We start from the raw sequence: 16,392 nt of genomic DNA, 5'->3' as shown, positions 1-16,392 counted from the left end.
CACGCCTGTCCAAGCCCCTGCCCGGGTCCGTGGCCGACCCGCCACTGCGGGCCGCCTGTACCTGATGGCGCGTAGCCCTTGAGAGGATCGATGCGATGCGGACGGACCCCTTCACCGACACGTGGCTGTTCCTGATCGGGCAGCAGAGCGACGAAGTCGCCCTCGGTTGGGGGCGCTGGCTGGTCGCCGCCGGTCTCGCGCTGCTGATCCTGGCCAGCATCGTCATTGCGATCCGCGAGTGGATCGAGGACCCGGCCCAGCGGACCGGCCGCGACGTCACCCTGTGGGTGCTGCGCGTCCTGATCGGCGGCATGTGGTTCCAGGGCATGCTCTGGAAGCTGCCGCTCTTCTCCACCGAGAACGGGCTGTACTACTGGACCGGCGAGGAGGTGACGAACGCCGCCTTCGCGATCCACCGGGAATTCGTGAAGGGTGTGCTGCTGCCGACGCCGAACTTCTACGTCCTGGACGTGCTGGTGTTCTTCACGGAATTGACCTTCGCGGTGTCGCTGCTGCTCGGGCTCGGCGTCCGGATCGTCGGAGCGATCGGTGTCGCGTTCGTCGCCCAGCTGTGGCTCGGCCTGTACCTGCACCCGCAGGAATGGCCGTGGACCTACGTCTTCCTCGGCGGTCTTATGGCCCTGTTCAGCGTCTTCGCGGCGGGCCGGAGCCTGGGCCTCGACGCCGCGCTGCGCCGCCGGTACCCCCCCGGCCTCACATTCGGATGGGCCGCCGGCCTCGTCCGCGTCGCGACCTGAGGGGCGGCGAGTCAGACGGATCGGCGCCCCTCGCGGGACAGGGCCCGGGCGAGGCGCAGGAAGGTCGTGCCGATGGACCGGGCGGCGCGCATCCCCACCCGCCAGTCCCCCGAAACCTTCGAGGCGCCGCCCTGCCGCGGGCGCTGCCCGACGGCGACCTCCTCGCAGCGCAGGCCCGCCGCGGCGGCGCGCATCAGCATCTCCAAGTTCCAGCCGTAGGTCTCGTCCCGCATGCCGAGGCGCTCCAGCGCGTCGCGGCGGATCGCTCGGAAGGGGGACATGTCGGTGAAGCGCGCGCCGTAGGTGAGCCGCAGCAGCCAGCCCGCGAGATGGCCGGCGACGATCTGCTGGGGGCTCATGGCGCCCGGCTCGCGATCACCAAGGATCCGGGAGCCGTGCACGAATTCCGCCCGGCCCGCGCGGATCGGATCGAGGAGGGCCGGGACGCGATCGAGCCGGTCGCTGCCGTCGCCATCGACGAATAGGATGATGCGGGTCTCCGGCGGCAACGCGGCGATCCCGGTCTGGATCGCCCTTCCGTAACCGCGGCGGCGCTCCAGGATCACGCGCCCGCCCGCTGCGGCCGCCCGCGCCTGGGTGGCGTCCCGCGAGCCGCCATCGACGACGAGGACCGCGTCGGCCCCGTTCGCCAGAAGCCCCGCGACAACGCCGCCGATCGCGGTTTCCTCGTCGAGGCAGGGCACGACGGCCGTGACGAAGGCTGCTGCGGTCACAGGCTCCAGCGAAGCCCGCAATTGCCGCAGGCCTGCGGCGGCGTGTCAGAGAGCAGGGCGGCCCGGAAATCCGTGTAGGCCGGGCCGTTCCAGATCGCCCGCAGGGTGTCCTGCGTGGCGTCGCCGAGGGTGTAGTTCTCGTAGCCGCGCTGCGAGAACGGCGCGATGCAGCACGGCAGCGCCCGGCCGTTGGCGGTGACGTACATGACGTTCCAGGGCCGGCGGCATAGCGACCAGGGCGAGCCGTCGGTGTTGCGGCGCAGGCTCATCCCCGGCTCGCTCGCCGCCCCCGAGGCCGAGAAGGTGAGCCCGAGGGCGCGCGCGACCGCCTCTGCCTCGGCGAGGTAATGGGACTCGTCCGCCGCCATGCGCTCGTAGAGGGCCTGATCCGGTCGCGCCATGCCGAGGGCGTCGTCTGCGAAGTAGACCAGCCGCTGGAGGTAGACCTCCTTCACGCCGGCCTCGGCCGCAACCCGCACGAAGGCGGGCAGCTCCGGCAGGGTCTCTTTGAGGCCCGTGAGCCAAGCCGAGACCCGTGGCTTCGCATAGCCCTCGCGCTCCTGCAGCGCCCGGAAGGCCCGGACGTTCTTCAGGATCCGCTCGAAATAGTCCTTGCCGCGCACCGCGATGTAGGAGGCGCGGGTGGAGGCGTCGAGCGAGACGCGCAATTCGTCCAGGCCAGCCTCGATCAGGGCCCGCCCGTTCTTCTCCGACAGGACCGTGCCGTTGGTGTTGAACAGGACGTAGGTTCCGCGATCTTTGAGGTAGCGGACCATGCGGGGCAAATCCTTGACCAGCATCGGTTCGCCGACCCCGTGGAGCACGGCGCGGCTGAGATCCGGCACCTGATCGACGATGCGCGTGAACAGGTCCCAGCTCATGTCGGCCGGCGGCTCGAGCTCGACATAGGTGCGCGGACAGGTGGTGCAGAGCAGGTTGCAGCGGTTCGTTACCTCCAGATAGAGGCAAACCGGCATGCGCTCGACGGAGGTCTCGACCGTCCGCGGCGCCGCTTCGTGGTAGCGTCGCGGGTCGACGGCCGGCGTGACGGGGTGGGTGGCCGTGGTCATCGAGTGAGCCCGGGGCGGCGGCGGATTCGGACCTGCACCAGCGCCGCAGCCGCCACCAGGGCAGCGAGGATCGCCGAGCGGGCGTCATAGGAGAGCTGCGGATCGCCAGGAACGACGTCGTAGAGCATGAAGCCTCCCACCGTGAGGACCCAACCCGGAAGCGTGGCGGCAACACTTAAAAATGGCACAGCCATCAGAAGATACCATGGGAATTCGGGCGAGAGCAGGAAGAGTAACATCACAATCGAACCATTGATGTCGCACAGGCTCCGCTCCGGCGTCCGGCTTCTTCGAAACCCGGTCCGCAGCGCCAGCACCGTCAGGATCACGAGGCAGACGGCGAGGTAGACCTGGGTATCGTGCGGCCACTCGCCGACCGACTGCCGCCAGAGCCGCAGCAGCGTGAAACCCGAGCCCGACGACAGGCCCTGCTCGTCGGCGTAGCCCGTGGCGAGGAAGCCAAGCACGCCGCTTCCGACGGACAGGTAGGGCAGATAGGCGAGCGCCATGACGACCGGCACGAGGGCGACCATCCGCCAGTCCCAGGGCCGCCACAGGCCGGGCAGCGCGATCAGGGCGAACGGCTTGGCCAGCGCCGCCAGCACGACGGAGGCCGCACCCGCGTAGCGCCGGCCGACGGCCAGCGCCAGCCACAGGCCGAGCATCATCAGGGCGATCATCAAACCGTCGACATGGCCCTCGCCCGCAATCTCCCAGACCGGGAGCGGATGCCAAGCGTAGGCCGCCACTCGGGTTTCCGGCTGTCCCGTGAGGCGCAGCAGACCGATCAGGGCGCAGATCGTCACGCCCTCGCACGCCACGAGGGCGACCTTGATCGCGAGCGGGCTCGCCGAGAAGCGGGTGACGAGGAAGAAGAAGGCCTGCGCGACCGGGGGGTAGATGGTCACCGCGTAATCGGCGCGGTTGATGAACGGGTAGACCTGCGCATCGCGCAGGAACGCCAAACTCGGATCGGCCGGCACATAGCGGTAGGGATTGATCCCGGCGCCCTGCACCATCCCGTCCCAGACGTAGCGGAAGATGTCGGTCGACAGGATCGGCGGTGCGGACAGCGCAAGGAGGCGCATGGCGAGGCCGGCCCCGACGATGACGGCCAGCGCCCGAGATCCCGCGGTGTCCTGCGTGCCGGCCGCCAAAGCGGCGATCACGCCGCCGGCGCAGGCGAGCGCCAGGAACGCATCGTCGCCGAAGCCCCGAAGGAGCGGCATGCCGAGCCCGATCAGCACGGTTCCGGCGATCCCGAGGGCCGTCAGGCGACGGACAGGGCTCACGCGTCCCGCCCTTGGGTCAGCAGCGCGCGCGTCGCGGGCGCCTGACCCCCGACGATGCCGTCCGCCGCGAAAGCGGGCGGAATGCCCGCGATCTCGTCCAGGAGGAGGCGAAACGTCGCCGCATCGTCGATGTCGTACCAGGGGGGAAGCACCTCGGCCTCCAAGCTGATGCCGGCAGCCCGCTCCAGCGTACGGGCCAGCACCGCGTCCGTGCTCCACGGGATGCCGACGAACAGTTCGGGATGGTCGGCTTTCAGCCCGATATGCGTGTAGCCGCCGTCGATGGCGGGCCCGAGCACCACGCGGTCCCCGGGGCGCCGCAGGGAGACGATTGTCTTCGTGAGCAGCGCGGCGGGCAGGGTCGGCGAGTCGGCGTTGATCAGCATGACACAGTCGTGCGCCTGTTCGGTCAAAAGACGGCGCACGGCCGTTGCGAGGATGACCCCGAAATCGGATCCCTCCTGCAGCAGCAGGCGAAAGGCGGGCGGCAGGATCGCGGCGAGCTCCGCCTCTGATCCTGCGGGTGCATAGATGCCGTATCCCTGCCTGCCCAGCGCCTCTGGGACCGCGAGCACGACAGCAGCGACATCCTCAAGGAAACAGGCGGAGAGACGGGCGGCCTTTTCTGGACCAAGGCGTGCGGCAAGGCGCGTCTTGGTCAGGCCGGGACGCGGGGCCTTGCACATGATCCCGAGCGCTGCCGTCATGCGTCCCCCATGTCGGCGCAGCGCCGCGTGCCTGAAGCTGTGATGGGACGTTGCATCCGCGGCAAAGGCAGAGCAAATCCTTGCTGGAAAGCCAAATCACAAAATGAGGTCGGATCTGGCTCACGCTGCTGCTGAGGCTCCGCGAGCTGCCTGCATCGGGCCATTCAAATCCCATACAGACCGAAAGCATGCTGTTGCGTGAGTCTTCGGGAGAAGGGCCGTCCGCTCTTGCCATGGCCACACATGGAAGCGGACAAGCCGCTTCCGGTCTCGCTCATCGGTGCCCCTGGACGTCTGTGTTGGGTGGTTTTCAGCCGGTCTGCTTCAGGGCGGCGGATGCATCGAAGCGGACATAGCCGCTGGGCCCGCTTCCGACCCCTCTAGGATCTCGGACAGGTCTGCTTACCGGCAGTGGGATGTCTATTGAGCAAAGCCTTCTATGCCGACCCCATACGTTCCATTGATCGTGGCATCGAAGATGGCATTTGATCGGCCATGACGGACAAGATCCTCTCGGCCGCCGCCAGATTGAGACTGTAGCCGTCCCCTGCGACGACCTCGTCCCGGCTATCGAGGAGGATCAGGCCGCCGCGGTTCCGAACATAAGACTGACGCCAGCGCGACTTCGACAACTTCAATCCGAGGCGCTTCGCCTGCTTCCGGAGCTGCGCGAGACGAAGGGTATCCTGGTAAGTTGGGGTCAGATCGATCTCGTGCACGGCATCCTCTCACGCCAGTGTCGTCTGAACCGCAGCCCGCCATGCAGCGCGCCGCGGTCGTCGTGCTGATGTAACGGTTCAGCACTCGAATACCCAGCCGTTGAAGGCGGGGCCGCTCACCACCGGTAGATCAGGCTGCCGATGACCGTCGCCGGCTGGTTGCGATTGCAGAACCCAAACGAGCAGGTCTGGTAGTTCCGATCGAAAATGTTGTAGCCGTTGAGCTGCGCGCGGAAGCCCTTGTACTTCGGATCGAGGGCCGCAAAGTCGTAGGCGACCAAGGCGTCGTAGAGCGTGACGGCAGTGTTGCGCACCGTGTTCTGATCGTCGGCGAAGCTCGCACCGATGTAGCGGATGCCACCGCCGATCTGCAGGCCGCGCAGAGCCGACGACGGTGGGAACGCGTAGGTCAGGAACGACGCGTAGGTATCCTGGGGGATACCCGAGACGAGGTTGCCGGCGAGCGACTGGCCGGTGAACGAGACCGAGTTCACGAACCGGATGTCGACGTGCGTGTAGGCGATGGTCAAGTTCGTGCCCGGGGCGAGATTGGCGGTCGCCTCGGCCTCGAACCCTTTAGAGCGCACGGCACCGCCGGCAGTCTGGAACGCGAGGGAGGACGCGTCGGGGATCAGGATGTTCGACTGGGTGATGTCGAAGCCGGCAAACGCGGTTTGGATGTTGGTGCCGGGGATCAGGTACTTCACGCCCGCCTCGATTTGATCACCGGTCGCCGGCTTGAACGCCTGTCCGTTCCGGTCGAGGCCCACCTGCGGGGTGAAGGTCGTGGCGTAGCTGGCATAGGGCACGAGGCCCGGCGCCAGGACGTAACCCAGTCCGACCCGGCCCGTGAACGCGCTGTTGTTCTGGCTTGAGACCGCGCTGTCGGGGGTGGCGAAATTGTCCTGGAAGACCCAATCATGTCGTCCGTTCAGGGTCAGGATGAAGTCGCCGAACTTGGCCTGATCCTGCAGATAGACGCCGATCTGCTCCTGGGTCTGGCGCGCGGCGGATCCGAGGGTCGGTGTCGCGATGAACTGCTGGCCGTAGTTCCGCGTGATCAGGTTCAGGTCCGGGGCAAGGCCGAAGCCGAGGCGCTGGCTCAGGCTGTACCGGGCGTAGTCGACGCCCCCGACCACTGTGTGGGCGACCGGGCCGGTGGCGAAGCGCGCTTCCAGCTGGTTGTCCAGCGTCTGCTGCACCAAGCCCTCGCGGATGTAGCCGGTGTCGCGCGTGCCAATCGTGTTCGCGTCGTTGATGCCGTTGATGTCGACGTACTTTCCAGTGAGAAAGACGCCGTAATGTCGGAAGTTCTGGCGAAAGACCAAATCGGGCGTGATGAAATGCTCGAAGGCGTAGCCGACGCGATACTGCGTCTGGTTGAGACCGGCGAAGGCCGGATCGCCCATGTAGTACGGGCTCGCCCGGAAACCCGGGTAGTTGTAGTAGAATGTCGTGGCCGGCGTGTTGGTCGTCTGGAACTCGCTCAGGAACGTGAACGTCGTAGCCGCGTCGGGTTTCCAGGTGAAGGCGGGCGCGATGTTGAACCGGTCGTCGTTGGTGCCGAGGCCGATGAAGGTGCCTGCCTCGCGGCGTAGGCCGGTCAGCCGGTAGGCCATGGTGCCGCCCGACCCCTCGATCGGGCCGCCGACGTCGAAGTTGCCCTGGAAGCGGTCGAAGCTGCCGGCCTGGAACTGGACCTCGCCGAACGGCACGAAGACGGGGCGCTTGCTCGTGATGTCGAGAATGCCGCCCGGCGAGCCGAGGCCGTAGAGGCCGGCGGACGGCCCGCGCAGGATGGTCACGGCCTCCGCGCCGTAAGGCTCGATGCGCGGGAAGATGAACCCGCTGCCGATCACGCGCAGGCCGTCGCGGTAAGTCCCCTGGTTGGTGAGCACGTCGAAGCCGCGGATGAAGATCTGGTCGAAGCGTGGGTCGAAGCCCGACCGGGCGGAGATGGCGCCGGGGACGTAGTTGATCGCATCGCTCAGGGTCTGGACGTTGCGGTCGTTGAGCTGCTCGCGGGTGACGACCGAGATCGATTGGGGCGTTTCGATGATGGGCGTGTTGGTCTTCGTTCCCGCAGTCGTCACGCGAGCAGTGTAGCCAGTGATGCCAGACGGGCCACCGCCACCGCCGCTGGTGGCGGCCGTGCCGCCGTCGCCCGCACTGACGTTGAGGCCGCCTGAGCCCACCGGTCCCGGGGCGGAGATGCTGGGTCCTGCCGCGTCGACTGAGATCTCATTGAGCTCGATGGTCCTATCTTGCGCTGCGGAGGCGCCCGCCAGGGCGGTGCTGGCGAGAAGGACGGCGAGGAGCAAGGAACGGTGAGACATAGATCACGCTGACACGCGCCTTGAGCGGCGCAATTCCAGTGTAATCACCGTTCACGGATCGTTGATCAAGCCGAAAAGGTGTTCTAAATCACACACTTACAACTGTTCAAATCTGAAGACGTTCTAAGCTGGAGCTTATTAAGGACCCGCTGGTCCTGCGCAAAAGCGAGCTGCCCCAAATGGTGTCCGACCGTGGGAGATCCTAAAAATGCCAACTGCATCACCCCGAACGACTGAGCCAAGGGCGGAGTTGAAGGTCCCCTTCCAAACGTTACGTCAGCTCCTGCTTCCCACTCCTAGCCGAAGTTGCTGGGCGGCTGACTAATGGCCGCTTTGGAGAAGTGCCGACGGCGGTCCGAGTGACTGGGTTGGGTCGTTATCGGACCGTCCGCTTTCCCGGTGAGGCGCCTCCGAAGCGGCCAGTGGCCGGTTGGTGCGTGTCGCCCGTCCTAACGGCGACATCCCGGTCGAGATATGCCTCTACCTACCGCGGGCCCGGCAAATCCTGGGCGCGGAGCACCTCTGGTCGCTCGTGGGCGGCCATGACCGGGATGGACGCGTCGAGGTCGTCAGGGATGCGTCGTCCGTGCTGGGATAGCGGCTGGGCGCCGTCTCGGCCCTCGTCAGCCGGGATGGCGCTGGTCACTGGCGTCCGGCAAGCCGAGCCGCTCCCTCCGACACGTCCCGGCCTGCAGTGCCTACTCCGCGAGCTCGCGCATGACCTTGATCAGGTCGGACTTGCCCTCGAAGCCGATGCCGGGAAGCTCGGGCATGACGATGTGCCCGTCCTCGACCTTCACCCCGTCCGGGAAGCCGCCGTAGGGCTGGAACAGGTCCGGGTAGCTCTCATTGCCGCCGAGCCCGAGACCCGCCGCGATATTGAGCGACATCTGGTGTCCGCCGTGCGGAATGCAGCGGGACGGCGACCAGCCGAACTGGTGCAGCACGTCGAGGGTGCGTAGGTACTCGACGAGACCGTAGGACAGGGCGCAGTCGAACTGCAGCCAGTCGCGATCCGGCCGCAGGCCGCCGTAGCGCAGGAGGTTGCGGGCGTCCTGGTGCGAGAACAGGTTCTCGCCGGTCGCCATCGGGCCCGGATAGAACTCCGACAGCGCCGCCTGCAGGGCATAGTCGAGCGGGTCCCCGACCTCCTCGTACCAGAACAGCGGGTACTCCCGCAGCATCTTGGCGTAGGCAATGGCGGTCTCCAGGTCGAACCGACCGTTCACGTCCACCGCGAGTTGCGCCTGCCCCTCGATCTCCTTCAGCACCGCCTCGATGCGGCGCTGGTCCTCGTCGATGGGCGCGCCGCCGATCTTCATCTTCACGACGTTGTAGCCGCGGTCGAGATAGCCGCGCATCTCGGCCCGTAGGGCACCGTAATCCTTGCCCGGGTAGTAGTAACCGCCGGCCGCGTAGACGAACACACGCGGATTGGCCTCGATGCCCTTCTGCTCGGCGAGCATTCGGAACAGCGGCTTGCCTGCGATCTTCGCGGTCGCGTCCCAGATCGCCATGTCGAGGGTGCCCACCGCCACCGAGCGCTCGCCGTGGCCGCCGGGCTTCTCGTTGGTCATCATCGCGGCCCACAGCTTGTGCGGGTCGAGGTTGTCGCCGACCTCATTGAGGACACTCTTCGGGTCGGCCTCCAGGATGCGGTTCTTGAACCGCTCGCGGATCAGGCCGCCCTGGCCGTAGCGACCGTTCGAGTTGAAGCCGTAGCCGACCACCCGGCGCCCCTCTCGCTCGACGTCGGTGACCACGGCCACGAGGCTCGCTGTCATCTTCGTGAAGTCGATGTAGGCGTTGCGGATGGGGGACGAGATCGGCTTGGTGACCTCGCAGACGTCGACGATGCGCATGGGTGCTCTCCTCAAGTTCGGGGCGGGTTAAAAAAGGGGTTCGGGACGGCCGGGGCTTACGACGCCTCCGGCACGGGGATGGGCAGGGCGGGTCCGGCTTCGGTCTCGGGGACGGGGCCCTCGGCGGCGACCTCCGCCCGGTTGCGATAGGCGTCCTCGGCCTTGGCCAAGTCGAAGGCACCCTCCCACTTCGCGACGACGATGGTCGCCACCGCGTTGCCGATCAGGTTGGTCACCGCCCGCGCCTCGTTCATGAAGCGGTCGACGCCGAGCAGGAGGACGAGGCCGGCGACCGGGACGGTGTGGATGCTCGACAGCGTCGCGGCGAGCGTGACGAACCCGGCGCCGGCCACGCCGGCCGACCCCTTCGAGGTCAGCAACAGCACGCCGAGCACCACGAGCTGGTCGCCGATCCCGAGCGGGGTGTTGGTGGCCTGGGCGACGAAGATCGCCGCCATGGTCAGGTAGATGCAGGTGCCGTCGGCGTTGAAGGTGTAGCCGGTCGGAAGCACCAACCCGGCCACCGACTTCTCGCAGCCGAGGCGCTCCAGCTTGGCCAGCATGCGCGGCAACACGGCTTCGGTGGAGCAGGTGCCGAAGGTGATGAGGATCTCGTCCTTGAAGTAGCCAAGGACCTTGATGAGCGGGAACCCGGTCCAGGCGCAGACCGAGCCGAGCACGAGGCCGATGAACAGGATCGAGGTCACGTAGACCCCGAGCATGAGGTAGGCGAGCGACCAGACGGTGGCGAGGCCATACTTGCCTATGGTGAAGGCGACGCCGGCTCCGGCCCCGACGGGTGCGAGCCGCATGACCATCGCGACGATGCGGAACAAGGCGTCGAGCAAGCTGTCGACGACGACGACCACGGGCTTGCCGCGCTCGCCCGCCTGCACCAGGGCGAGGCCCAGCAGCACCGAGACCAGGATGATCTGCAGCATCGCCCCCTTGGCGAACGCATCCACCATCGTCGTCGGGATGATATCCATCAGGAAGCCGACGAGGCCGGGCTGGGCCTCAGCCGTCTTGGCGTAGCCCGCGATGGCGCTGCCGTTGATGTGCGAGGCGTCGATGTTCATGCCGACGCCGGGCCGCATCACGTTCACGACGACGAGGCCGATGACCAGCGCCAGGGTCGAGACGACCTCGAAGTAGAGGAGCGCCCGCACGCCGATGCGACCGACCTCTTTCATGCTGCCCATCTTGGCGATGCCGACGACGATGGTGCCGAAGATCACCGGCGCGAGCAGCATCTTGATCAGCTTGATGAAGCCGTCGGCGAGGGGCTGCAGCGTAATGCCGACGTCCGGCAGGAAATAACCGACCAGGGCGCCGAAGACGATGGCGATGAAGACCTGGATATAAAGACGGCCGAACCATGATTTCATGGCGTGTCTCCTCCCCTTCGCCGCCGGTCGCTCGACGGAATACGAAGCCCCTCTGGCGGGGGCTTTGGGGGATGCATAAGCCTGGACACCCTCGCGAGGCCAATGCCATGTTCGGAATACGCTATGCGTGGATGGTATCGGGCATGGACCTGGATTGGCTTAAGGACTTCCTGGCCTTGGCGGAACAGAGGTCGTTCTCGCGCGCGGCCGAGGTTCGGCACGTGTCCCAGCCCGCCTTCAGCCGGCGCGTCCGCGCCCTGGAGGATTGGGTCGGCACCGCCCTGTTCGTCCGCGGCGCCCATGGGACTTCCCTGACGCCGGCAGGCGCCGAGTTCCAGCCGGCGGCCCACGCGCTTTTGCGGGACCTGGAACGCGCCCGGCGCGACGCGCAGGCAGCGGACCTGCGCGATACGGCGACGCTGTCGATTGCGGCGACCCACGCCCTGTCGTTCACGTTCTTCCCGAACTGGATCCGGGGGGTGATGCAGCGGCAAGCGCTCGGCACCCTCAACCTGATCTCGGACAGCATGGAGGCCTGCGAGGGCATCCTGCTCTCAGGCGAGGTACATTTCCTCCTCTGCCACTACCATTCGGACGCACGGACGCGGTTCGAGGCCGACCGATTCCCGAGCCTTCCCGTCGGAGACGACGTCCTGGTGCCGCTCTGTGTGCCGGGGCCCGACGACGGTCCGTCATGGTCGCTTCCCGGAACGGCGGCGGCGCCGGTCCCCCATCTGGGTTACAGCCAAGCGTCGGGCCTCGGACGCATCCTCGCGGCCTGTCGGGACCGGCAGCACAGCCACACGTCCACCGCGGTCACCTCCCACCTCGCGGCGGCGCTCATGACCATGGCGCGAAACGGGGACGGCATCGCGTGGCTGCCGCAAACCCTCGCGGCCGAAGACCTGGCCCGCGGGCTTCTCGTCCGCGCCGGGCCCGAACGGTTCGACATAACCATCGAGATCAGGCTGTTCCGGTCCCTGGAATGCCGGAACGAGGCCGCCGACAGGCTGTGGGATCACTTGCTCGAGCGGGGTTCCCGATCTGACATTCATCGAGCGGATGCCGGCTTACGGGCCTCAGGTGCCTGATCGAGCGTTCCTCGGCCCCTCCAAACCATCGATTTCGCGACCAATCGGGCGTTTGCCCCGAAGCCGACGTTCCGTCTTCGACCGAGACCGTGTCGAAACGCATTGATCGTGCGCGCCAGTGGTCGAACTGACGCTTGGACCCATCCCAGAATATCCGGGAAGGGTGGATTGCCGCTGGTCCGCTTTTGGACAGCGAATGCCTCGAAGCGGACATGCCCACGAACGGTAGCTCCGAATCCTTTGGTGCGGCCTCCTTGCCACCGCCCGATCCAGCGGGGGGCTTCGCACCACCGAACTGATCGCCCCGGCTGCGTCGCGTCGTCCGATTGGCCGGGGGGAGGATCCGATAAGGGGCTGCCGGCTAAGGCTTGAAGAATTAGCGTAACCTTTTGGACTTAAGGGGGGGGCACAACGCCATGAGCCTCAGGGACCCCTGGATAGCCGAGTGTTCTAATTGCTTTTACGCATTCATAGACTTGGTGCAGCTGGGGTCGGGGCCAGCGCGCTGCTGGCCGCACTACTACTGACCCTCGCGAGTGCGGCAACGCTCGCACTGAACGTTGCCAATCTCGCGGATAGCCGGACCGAGGTTGCGCGTTTGACGGGCGTGCTGCGCGCTACTTCCGATACGCTGGAGAGCGTGCGTGCTGCTGAGACAGGCCAGCGCGGTTATCTCTTGACCGGGCAAGAGCGCTACCTCGCCACTTACAAACGCGGCCTCCCTCGAGCCCGGAGCAACCTCTATCTGCTTGACGACTTGGTTCGAGGCGCAGATGGCCGTGTACTCGTCGAGAAGCTGCACAAGCTTATAGATTCTAAGCTTGTAGAGCTTTCTCAGACCGTGATGATGGCGGATGACAATGGAACTGAGGCCCTTCGCATCGTGCGTAATGGCTCCGGCCAGATCCTCATGGAGGAGATCGAGGCTGTAGCCCGTGCGATCACTGAGCGCAGCACCGCGGCGCTTAATGGCTTGTGGGCCGCTGATGGGGCGCAGATCAAGGCCGCGACTATTATCGCGGCTCTTACGGGGGCCCTCGCGCTTGGCTGTACGCTGCTTGGGGTATTTTTGCTTGCACGGTTGCGCGAACAAGTGGCTCGCGAGAGGGCGGAGCAAGCCAGCGCAGCCAAAACCGAGTTCCTGGCCTCGATGAGCCACGAGATCCGGACACCCCTCAACGGGGTGATCGGCTACGCTGACTTACTCTGCGAGGAGCCGAACCTCGCTCCCCGGGCGCGACAACATGCCGAGCGTATCCGCACGGCGGGCGCAGCACTGCTAACCGTCGTCAACGACATCCTCGACTTCTCTAAACTGGAGGCCGGGCAGGTCGAGATTACGTCACGGCCGTTCGCGCCTGTGGCCCTGGTCGATAACACCGTCTCGATCGTTCGGGGCTTAGCCGAGGCAAAGGGACTGACGCTTGCCGTCAGCTTAGATCCTGCGTTGCCCATGTGGTTGATCGGCGACGAGGACCGATTGCGGCAGGTGCTGCTGAACCTGCTCAACAACGCCGTGAAGTTCACCGCACGGGGCAGGATCGACTTAAGCGTAACCCTGAGCGGCTCGAAGGAGGGGGCGGTCCAATTCCGCTGTTCGGTCCAAGACACCGGCATCGGCATACCGGCGGACAAGCGCGACCGCCTGTTTCAGCGCTTCAGCCAAGTCGATGGCTCGATCGGACGGGATTTCGGCGGTAGCGGGCTTGGTCTGGCGATCTCAAAAGCGCTTGTTGAGCGCATGGGCGGGGCGATCGACGTCGAGAGCGTGATTGACCATGGCTCAACCTTCTGGTTCGCCCTCGAACTCCCTGTGGCAAGCGAACCGGCTATCGTCCTGGAGGCCTCGTCCAACTCCAGTGGTCGCTTCGGCCGACGCCTGTTGTTGGCTGAGGATGTTCCGCTGAACCAGGATCTCGCCCGAGCGATCCTGGAACGCGCCGGGCATAGTGTAGACGTGGTCAGCGACGGCGCCGCGGCGGTGGCTGCGGTGCAGGTCAAGACGTACGACCTCGTGCTGATGGACATCCAGATGCCGGGAATGGACGGCATGAGCGCCACGCGGCACATCCGTGCCCTGGAGGGTGCTGCCGTGCGCATGCCGATCGTAGCTATGACGCCAACGTTCTGCCGGAACAGGTGGCAGAGTTCCGCGCCGCGGGCATGGACGATCACATCGGCAAGCCGTTTCGGCAAGACGCGCTTCTCTCGGTGGTCGCTCGCTGGGCCTCGGATGGAGCACACGCGGCAGTGATCTCGGACCTCGACAGCTCCGTCTTCAACGAGATGCGCGATATGGTCGGCCACGAGCGCATGGTCGGCCTGCTTGCGATGCTGGCGGATGAACTCACGCAGCGGTTCGGACCGTCCTCCCACTCTCACGAACGCAAGCAAATCGCCGAGGATGCGCACGCGATGGTGTCGGCTACGAGCATGGTGGGCTTCGCTTCACTCGCAACTCTTTGCAGAGAAGTCGAAACGGTTTGCCGCTCGAAAGAGGACCACACAGTACTTTTAGGAATCTTGCGCGCCCGCTCATCCGAGACCGTCGCCCGTATCGCCACCATTCGCTCTGAACTAACTTTGAGTCTTGCGGGTTGATTGCTCAGAAATACGGGCGCTCTATCAGCTGTTTTGGTGGAGATCCGCAATAATAATCCCATCAAATAGTTTTCCGAGTCCGGAATTTTACATATAATCTGTGACGAACCCCGATCAATATTTGCTCAGGACGATGCGCCTGCTCCGTGGTCTTTCTTGGCGATGGACCTGCCGCTTACGGCCAAATCAAGTTGCGTTACAAAGCGACTCTGAATGGCGGGGCTGGGTGGAAAGCAGTCGGGCAGCTTTCGTGAGGAACCTGCCGTATAGGGGACGTTAAGAGCCCAATTCGATCCGCTTAGTTTCCTCATGGGACGCAGCACGGAGTGTGAGATGAAGCGTTTCCGGACTGGCGTTCTCGACATCGGCTACAACGAAGGCGGACCGCCCGACGGTCCGCCCGTCCTTGTGCTTCATGGTTGGCCGGATGATCCGTCTGGGATGGTGAACGTTCAGCAACATTTGCACGACGCCGGTCTCCGCACGATCGCTCCGTGGTTGCGCGGCTTCGGCGGCACGCAGTTCCTATCAAATGAGACGTTGCGCGACGGCAGGGCGCTCGTTCTTGCGCAGGACGCTATCGATCTTCTGAATGGTCTGGGCATCGAACGATGTATGGTCATCGGGCACGATTGGGGTGGCCGCGCTGCTTACAATTTGGCAGCGCTTATCCCAGACCGGCTCGAAATGATCGCGGTGCTCGCCATAGGCTACGCACCCTTCGGTCGATTCGAGACACCTGATTTCAAGCAGGCGCGTCGTTGGTGGTATCAGTGGTACATGAATACCGATGGCGGCGCGGAGCGGGTGCGGGCAGACCCGATCGGCTTTGCTCGGGCGCAATGGGATAGCTGGTCGCCTGCCGGATGGTACGAGGAGGCCGCGTTCGTTCGAGCTGCCGAGAGCTTCCTCAATCCCGACTGGGTAGCGATCACGCTTCATGGCTATCGGTCTCGGTGGCTGCCTGAGGCCGTCGACGAGCGATATGCGGGCGTCGATCAGACGATTGCCCGCACCGGCAAACTCCGCGTTCCGACGTTGATGATCCAAGGGGATGCTGACGCGTGCGACCCGCCGTCGGCCTCGGCTGACGATGCCCGCTGGTTTGAGAACCGCTACGAGCGATTGGTCTTACCTGCCGTTGGTCATTTCCCGGCGCGCGAAGAACCGGATGCGGTCGCTCGCGCGATCCTTCGCTTCCGCCAGGAGACGTTGCGAGCTTAGTTGGGTGGAGACTGCCTCCGCTTTTCGGGGCCGAATTACCGTCGGCGATTGTTCGGATAGGGTCGGAAGCGCGACGGCTGCGATGGGTGGAAATCTGCCAGTCCGCTTGTGGATGCAGAAGCCAAGCAGCGGACGTCCAAGGTCCAGCAGAAGCTGGCCGAAGACTGACAGGCTGGTTTCCGCTGGGCGATGCGAACGTGCGGACATGAGCCTATTGCCGCCACCGATCTTTCTCGGGCCTTCGGACGATAGGCTGGCGACTCGGCTGGGTGGAAAACCGCCTGCTTAAAATAGCGTGAGTGCGGCCAGGTCGCGGCATAAGGTGCCATGCCCCCGAGAAGCTGGGTATCATCCGGCTGTTCGAGCAGTCCCACCTGCCGGCGCGCGCTACCCTGAACAAGCTCGGCATCATTTGAGCGACGTTCCACCGCTGGTACGAGGCCTACAGTCGGGACGGCTCCGAGGGCCAGGCCAACCGCTTTCCGCCGATACCCTCGACAGAATGAGTCCCCTCCAGAGCCAAGCCGCCATCGATTTCCTTAGCAGGCAGCTATGCCATCAGTTCAAGGGGGCGGCGGTTAAGCTAAACTGCTCGGGGAGGTTCAGCAGC

General features: G+C 65.5%; 13 protein-coding genes and 1 pseudogene. 6 read left to right on the top strand and 8 right to left on the bottom strand.

The genetic code is table 11. The annotated features are described in order from the left end of the window. The first annotated feature begins 95 nt into the window (after positions 1 to 95). The gene (locus OXS49_RS28395; protein ID WP_267428013.1) at positions 96 to 758 is read left to right on the top strand and encodes a DoxX family protein; all 663 of its coding nucleotides are present in this window, start codon (positions 96 to 98) and stop codon (positions 756 to 758) included. An 11-nt stretch (positions 759 to 769) separates the two neighbouring features. Here the strand turns inward: OXS49_RS28395 and OXS49_RS28390 are convergent, their stop codons facing one another. The 8 genes from OXS49_RS28390 to dctA form a co-directional block, all read right to left on the bottom strand. Next, positions 770 to 1,492, bottom strand: coding sequence for a glycosyltransferase family 2 protein (locus OXS49_RS28390; RefSeq protein ID WP_267428012.1), 723 nt, complete (start codon positions 1,490 to 1,492; stop codon positions 770 to 772). Beyond that, on the bottom strand, positions 1,489 to 2,562 hold the full coding sequence (locus tag OXS49_RS28385) for a radical SAM protein (protein ID WP_244002493.1): 1,074 nt from the start codon (positions 2,560 to 2,562) through the stop codon (positions 1,489 to 1,491). Before OXS49_RS28385 ends, OXS49_RS28390 begins: the two co-directional genes overlap by 4 nt. Beyond that, a complete protein-coding gene (locus tag OXS49_RS28380) occupies positions 2,559 to 3,854 on the bottom strand; it encodes a glycosyltransferase 87 family protein (RefSeq protein ID WP_267428011.1) in 1,296 nt (431 codons plus the stop codon). The genes OXS49_RS28385 and OXS49_RS28380 overlap by 4 nt, the downstream gene beginning before the upstream one ends. Next, positions 3,851 to 4,561, bottom strand: coding sequence for a TIGR04282 family arsenosugar biosynthesis glycosyltransferase (locus OXS49_RS28375; RefSeq protein WP_267428010.1), 711 nt, complete (start codon positions 4,559 to 4,561; stop codon positions 3,851 to 3,853). The genes OXS49_RS28380 and OXS49_RS28375 overlap by 4 nt, the downstream gene beginning before the upstream one ends. A 437-nt stretch (positions 4,562 to 4,998) precedes the next feature. Then, entirely contained in the window at positions 4,999 to 5,280 is a 282-nt protein-coding gene (locus tag OXS49_RS28370) for a hypothetical protein (RefSeq protein ID WP_267428009.1), read from the bottom strand. A gap of 116 nt (positions 5,281 to 5,396) precedes the next feature. Then, positions 5,397 to 7,616: a TonB-dependent siderophore receptor gene (locus tag OXS49_RS28365; RefSeq protein WP_267428007.1), complete on the bottom strand. Its 2,220-nt coding sequence runs from the start codon at positions 7,614 to 7,616 to the stop codon at positions 5,397 to 5,399. A 698-nt stretch (positions 7,617 to 8,314) separates the two neighbouring features. Then, the gene (locus tag OXS49_RS28360; protein ID WP_244002480.1) at positions 8,315 to 9,478 is read right to left on the bottom strand and encodes a mandelate racemase/muconate lactonizing enzyme family protein; all 1,164 of its coding nucleotides are present in this window, start codon (positions 9,476 to 9,478) and stop codon (positions 8,315 to 8,317) included. Positions 9,479 to 9,534: 56 nt separating this feature from the next. Then, complete coding sequence (gene dctA / locus OXS49_RS28355; protein WP_267428005.1) at positions 9,535 to 10,866, bottom strand: C4-dicarboxylate transporter DctA; 1,332 nt, start codon at positions 10,864 to 10,866, stop codon at positions 9,535 to 9,537. A 143-nt stretch (positions 10,867 to 11,009) separates the two neighbouring features. Here dctA and OXS49_RS28350 point away from each other — a divergent pair, with 143 nt between their 5' ends. From OXS49_RS28350 to OXS49_RS28330, 5 genes and pseudogenes are all read left to right on the top strand, one after another. Then, positions 11,010 to 11,957, top strand: a complete 948-nt coding sequence (locus OXS49_RS28350; RefSeq protein WP_267428003.1) for a LysR family transcriptional regulator — start codon at positions 11,010 to 11,012, stop codon at positions 11,955 to 11,957. A 454-nt stretch (positions 11,958 to 12,411) separates the two neighbouring features. Continuing rightward, the gene (locus OXS49_RS28345; protein ID WP_267428002.1) at positions 12,412 to 14,211 is read left to right on the top strand and encodes an ATP-binding protein; all 1,800 of its coding nucleotides are present in this window, start codon (positions 12,412 to 12,414) and stop codon (positions 14,209 to 14,211) included. Then, entirely contained in the window at positions 14,208 to 14,558 is a 351-nt protein-coding gene (locus OXS49_RS28340; RefSeq protein WP_267428001.1) for an Hpt domain-containing protein, read from the top strand. The genes OXS49_RS28345 and OXS49_RS28340 overlap by 4 nt, the downstream gene beginning before the upstream one ends. 333 nt (positions 14,559 to 14,891) lie before the next feature. Next, complete coding sequence (locus tag OXS49_RS28335) at positions 14,892 to 15,782, top strand: alpha/beta hydrolase (protein WP_244006712.1); 891 nt, start codon at positions 14,892 to 14,894, stop codon at positions 15,780 to 15,782. Positions 15,783 to 16,051: 269 nt separating this feature from the next. Further along, positions 16,052 to 16,195: pseudogene (locus OXS49_RS28330) on the top strand (IS3 family transposase); the annotation flags it as partial. Positions 16,196 to 16,392 lie beyond the last annotated feature (197 nt).

The organism is Methylobacterium sp. GC_Met_2, assembly GCF_026540795.1.
Classification (GTDB): Bacteria; Pseudomonadota; Alphaproteobacteria; order Rhizobiales; family Beijerinckiaceae; genus Methylobacterium.
This window is presented reverse-complemented; position numbering and strand designations above follow the sequence as displayed.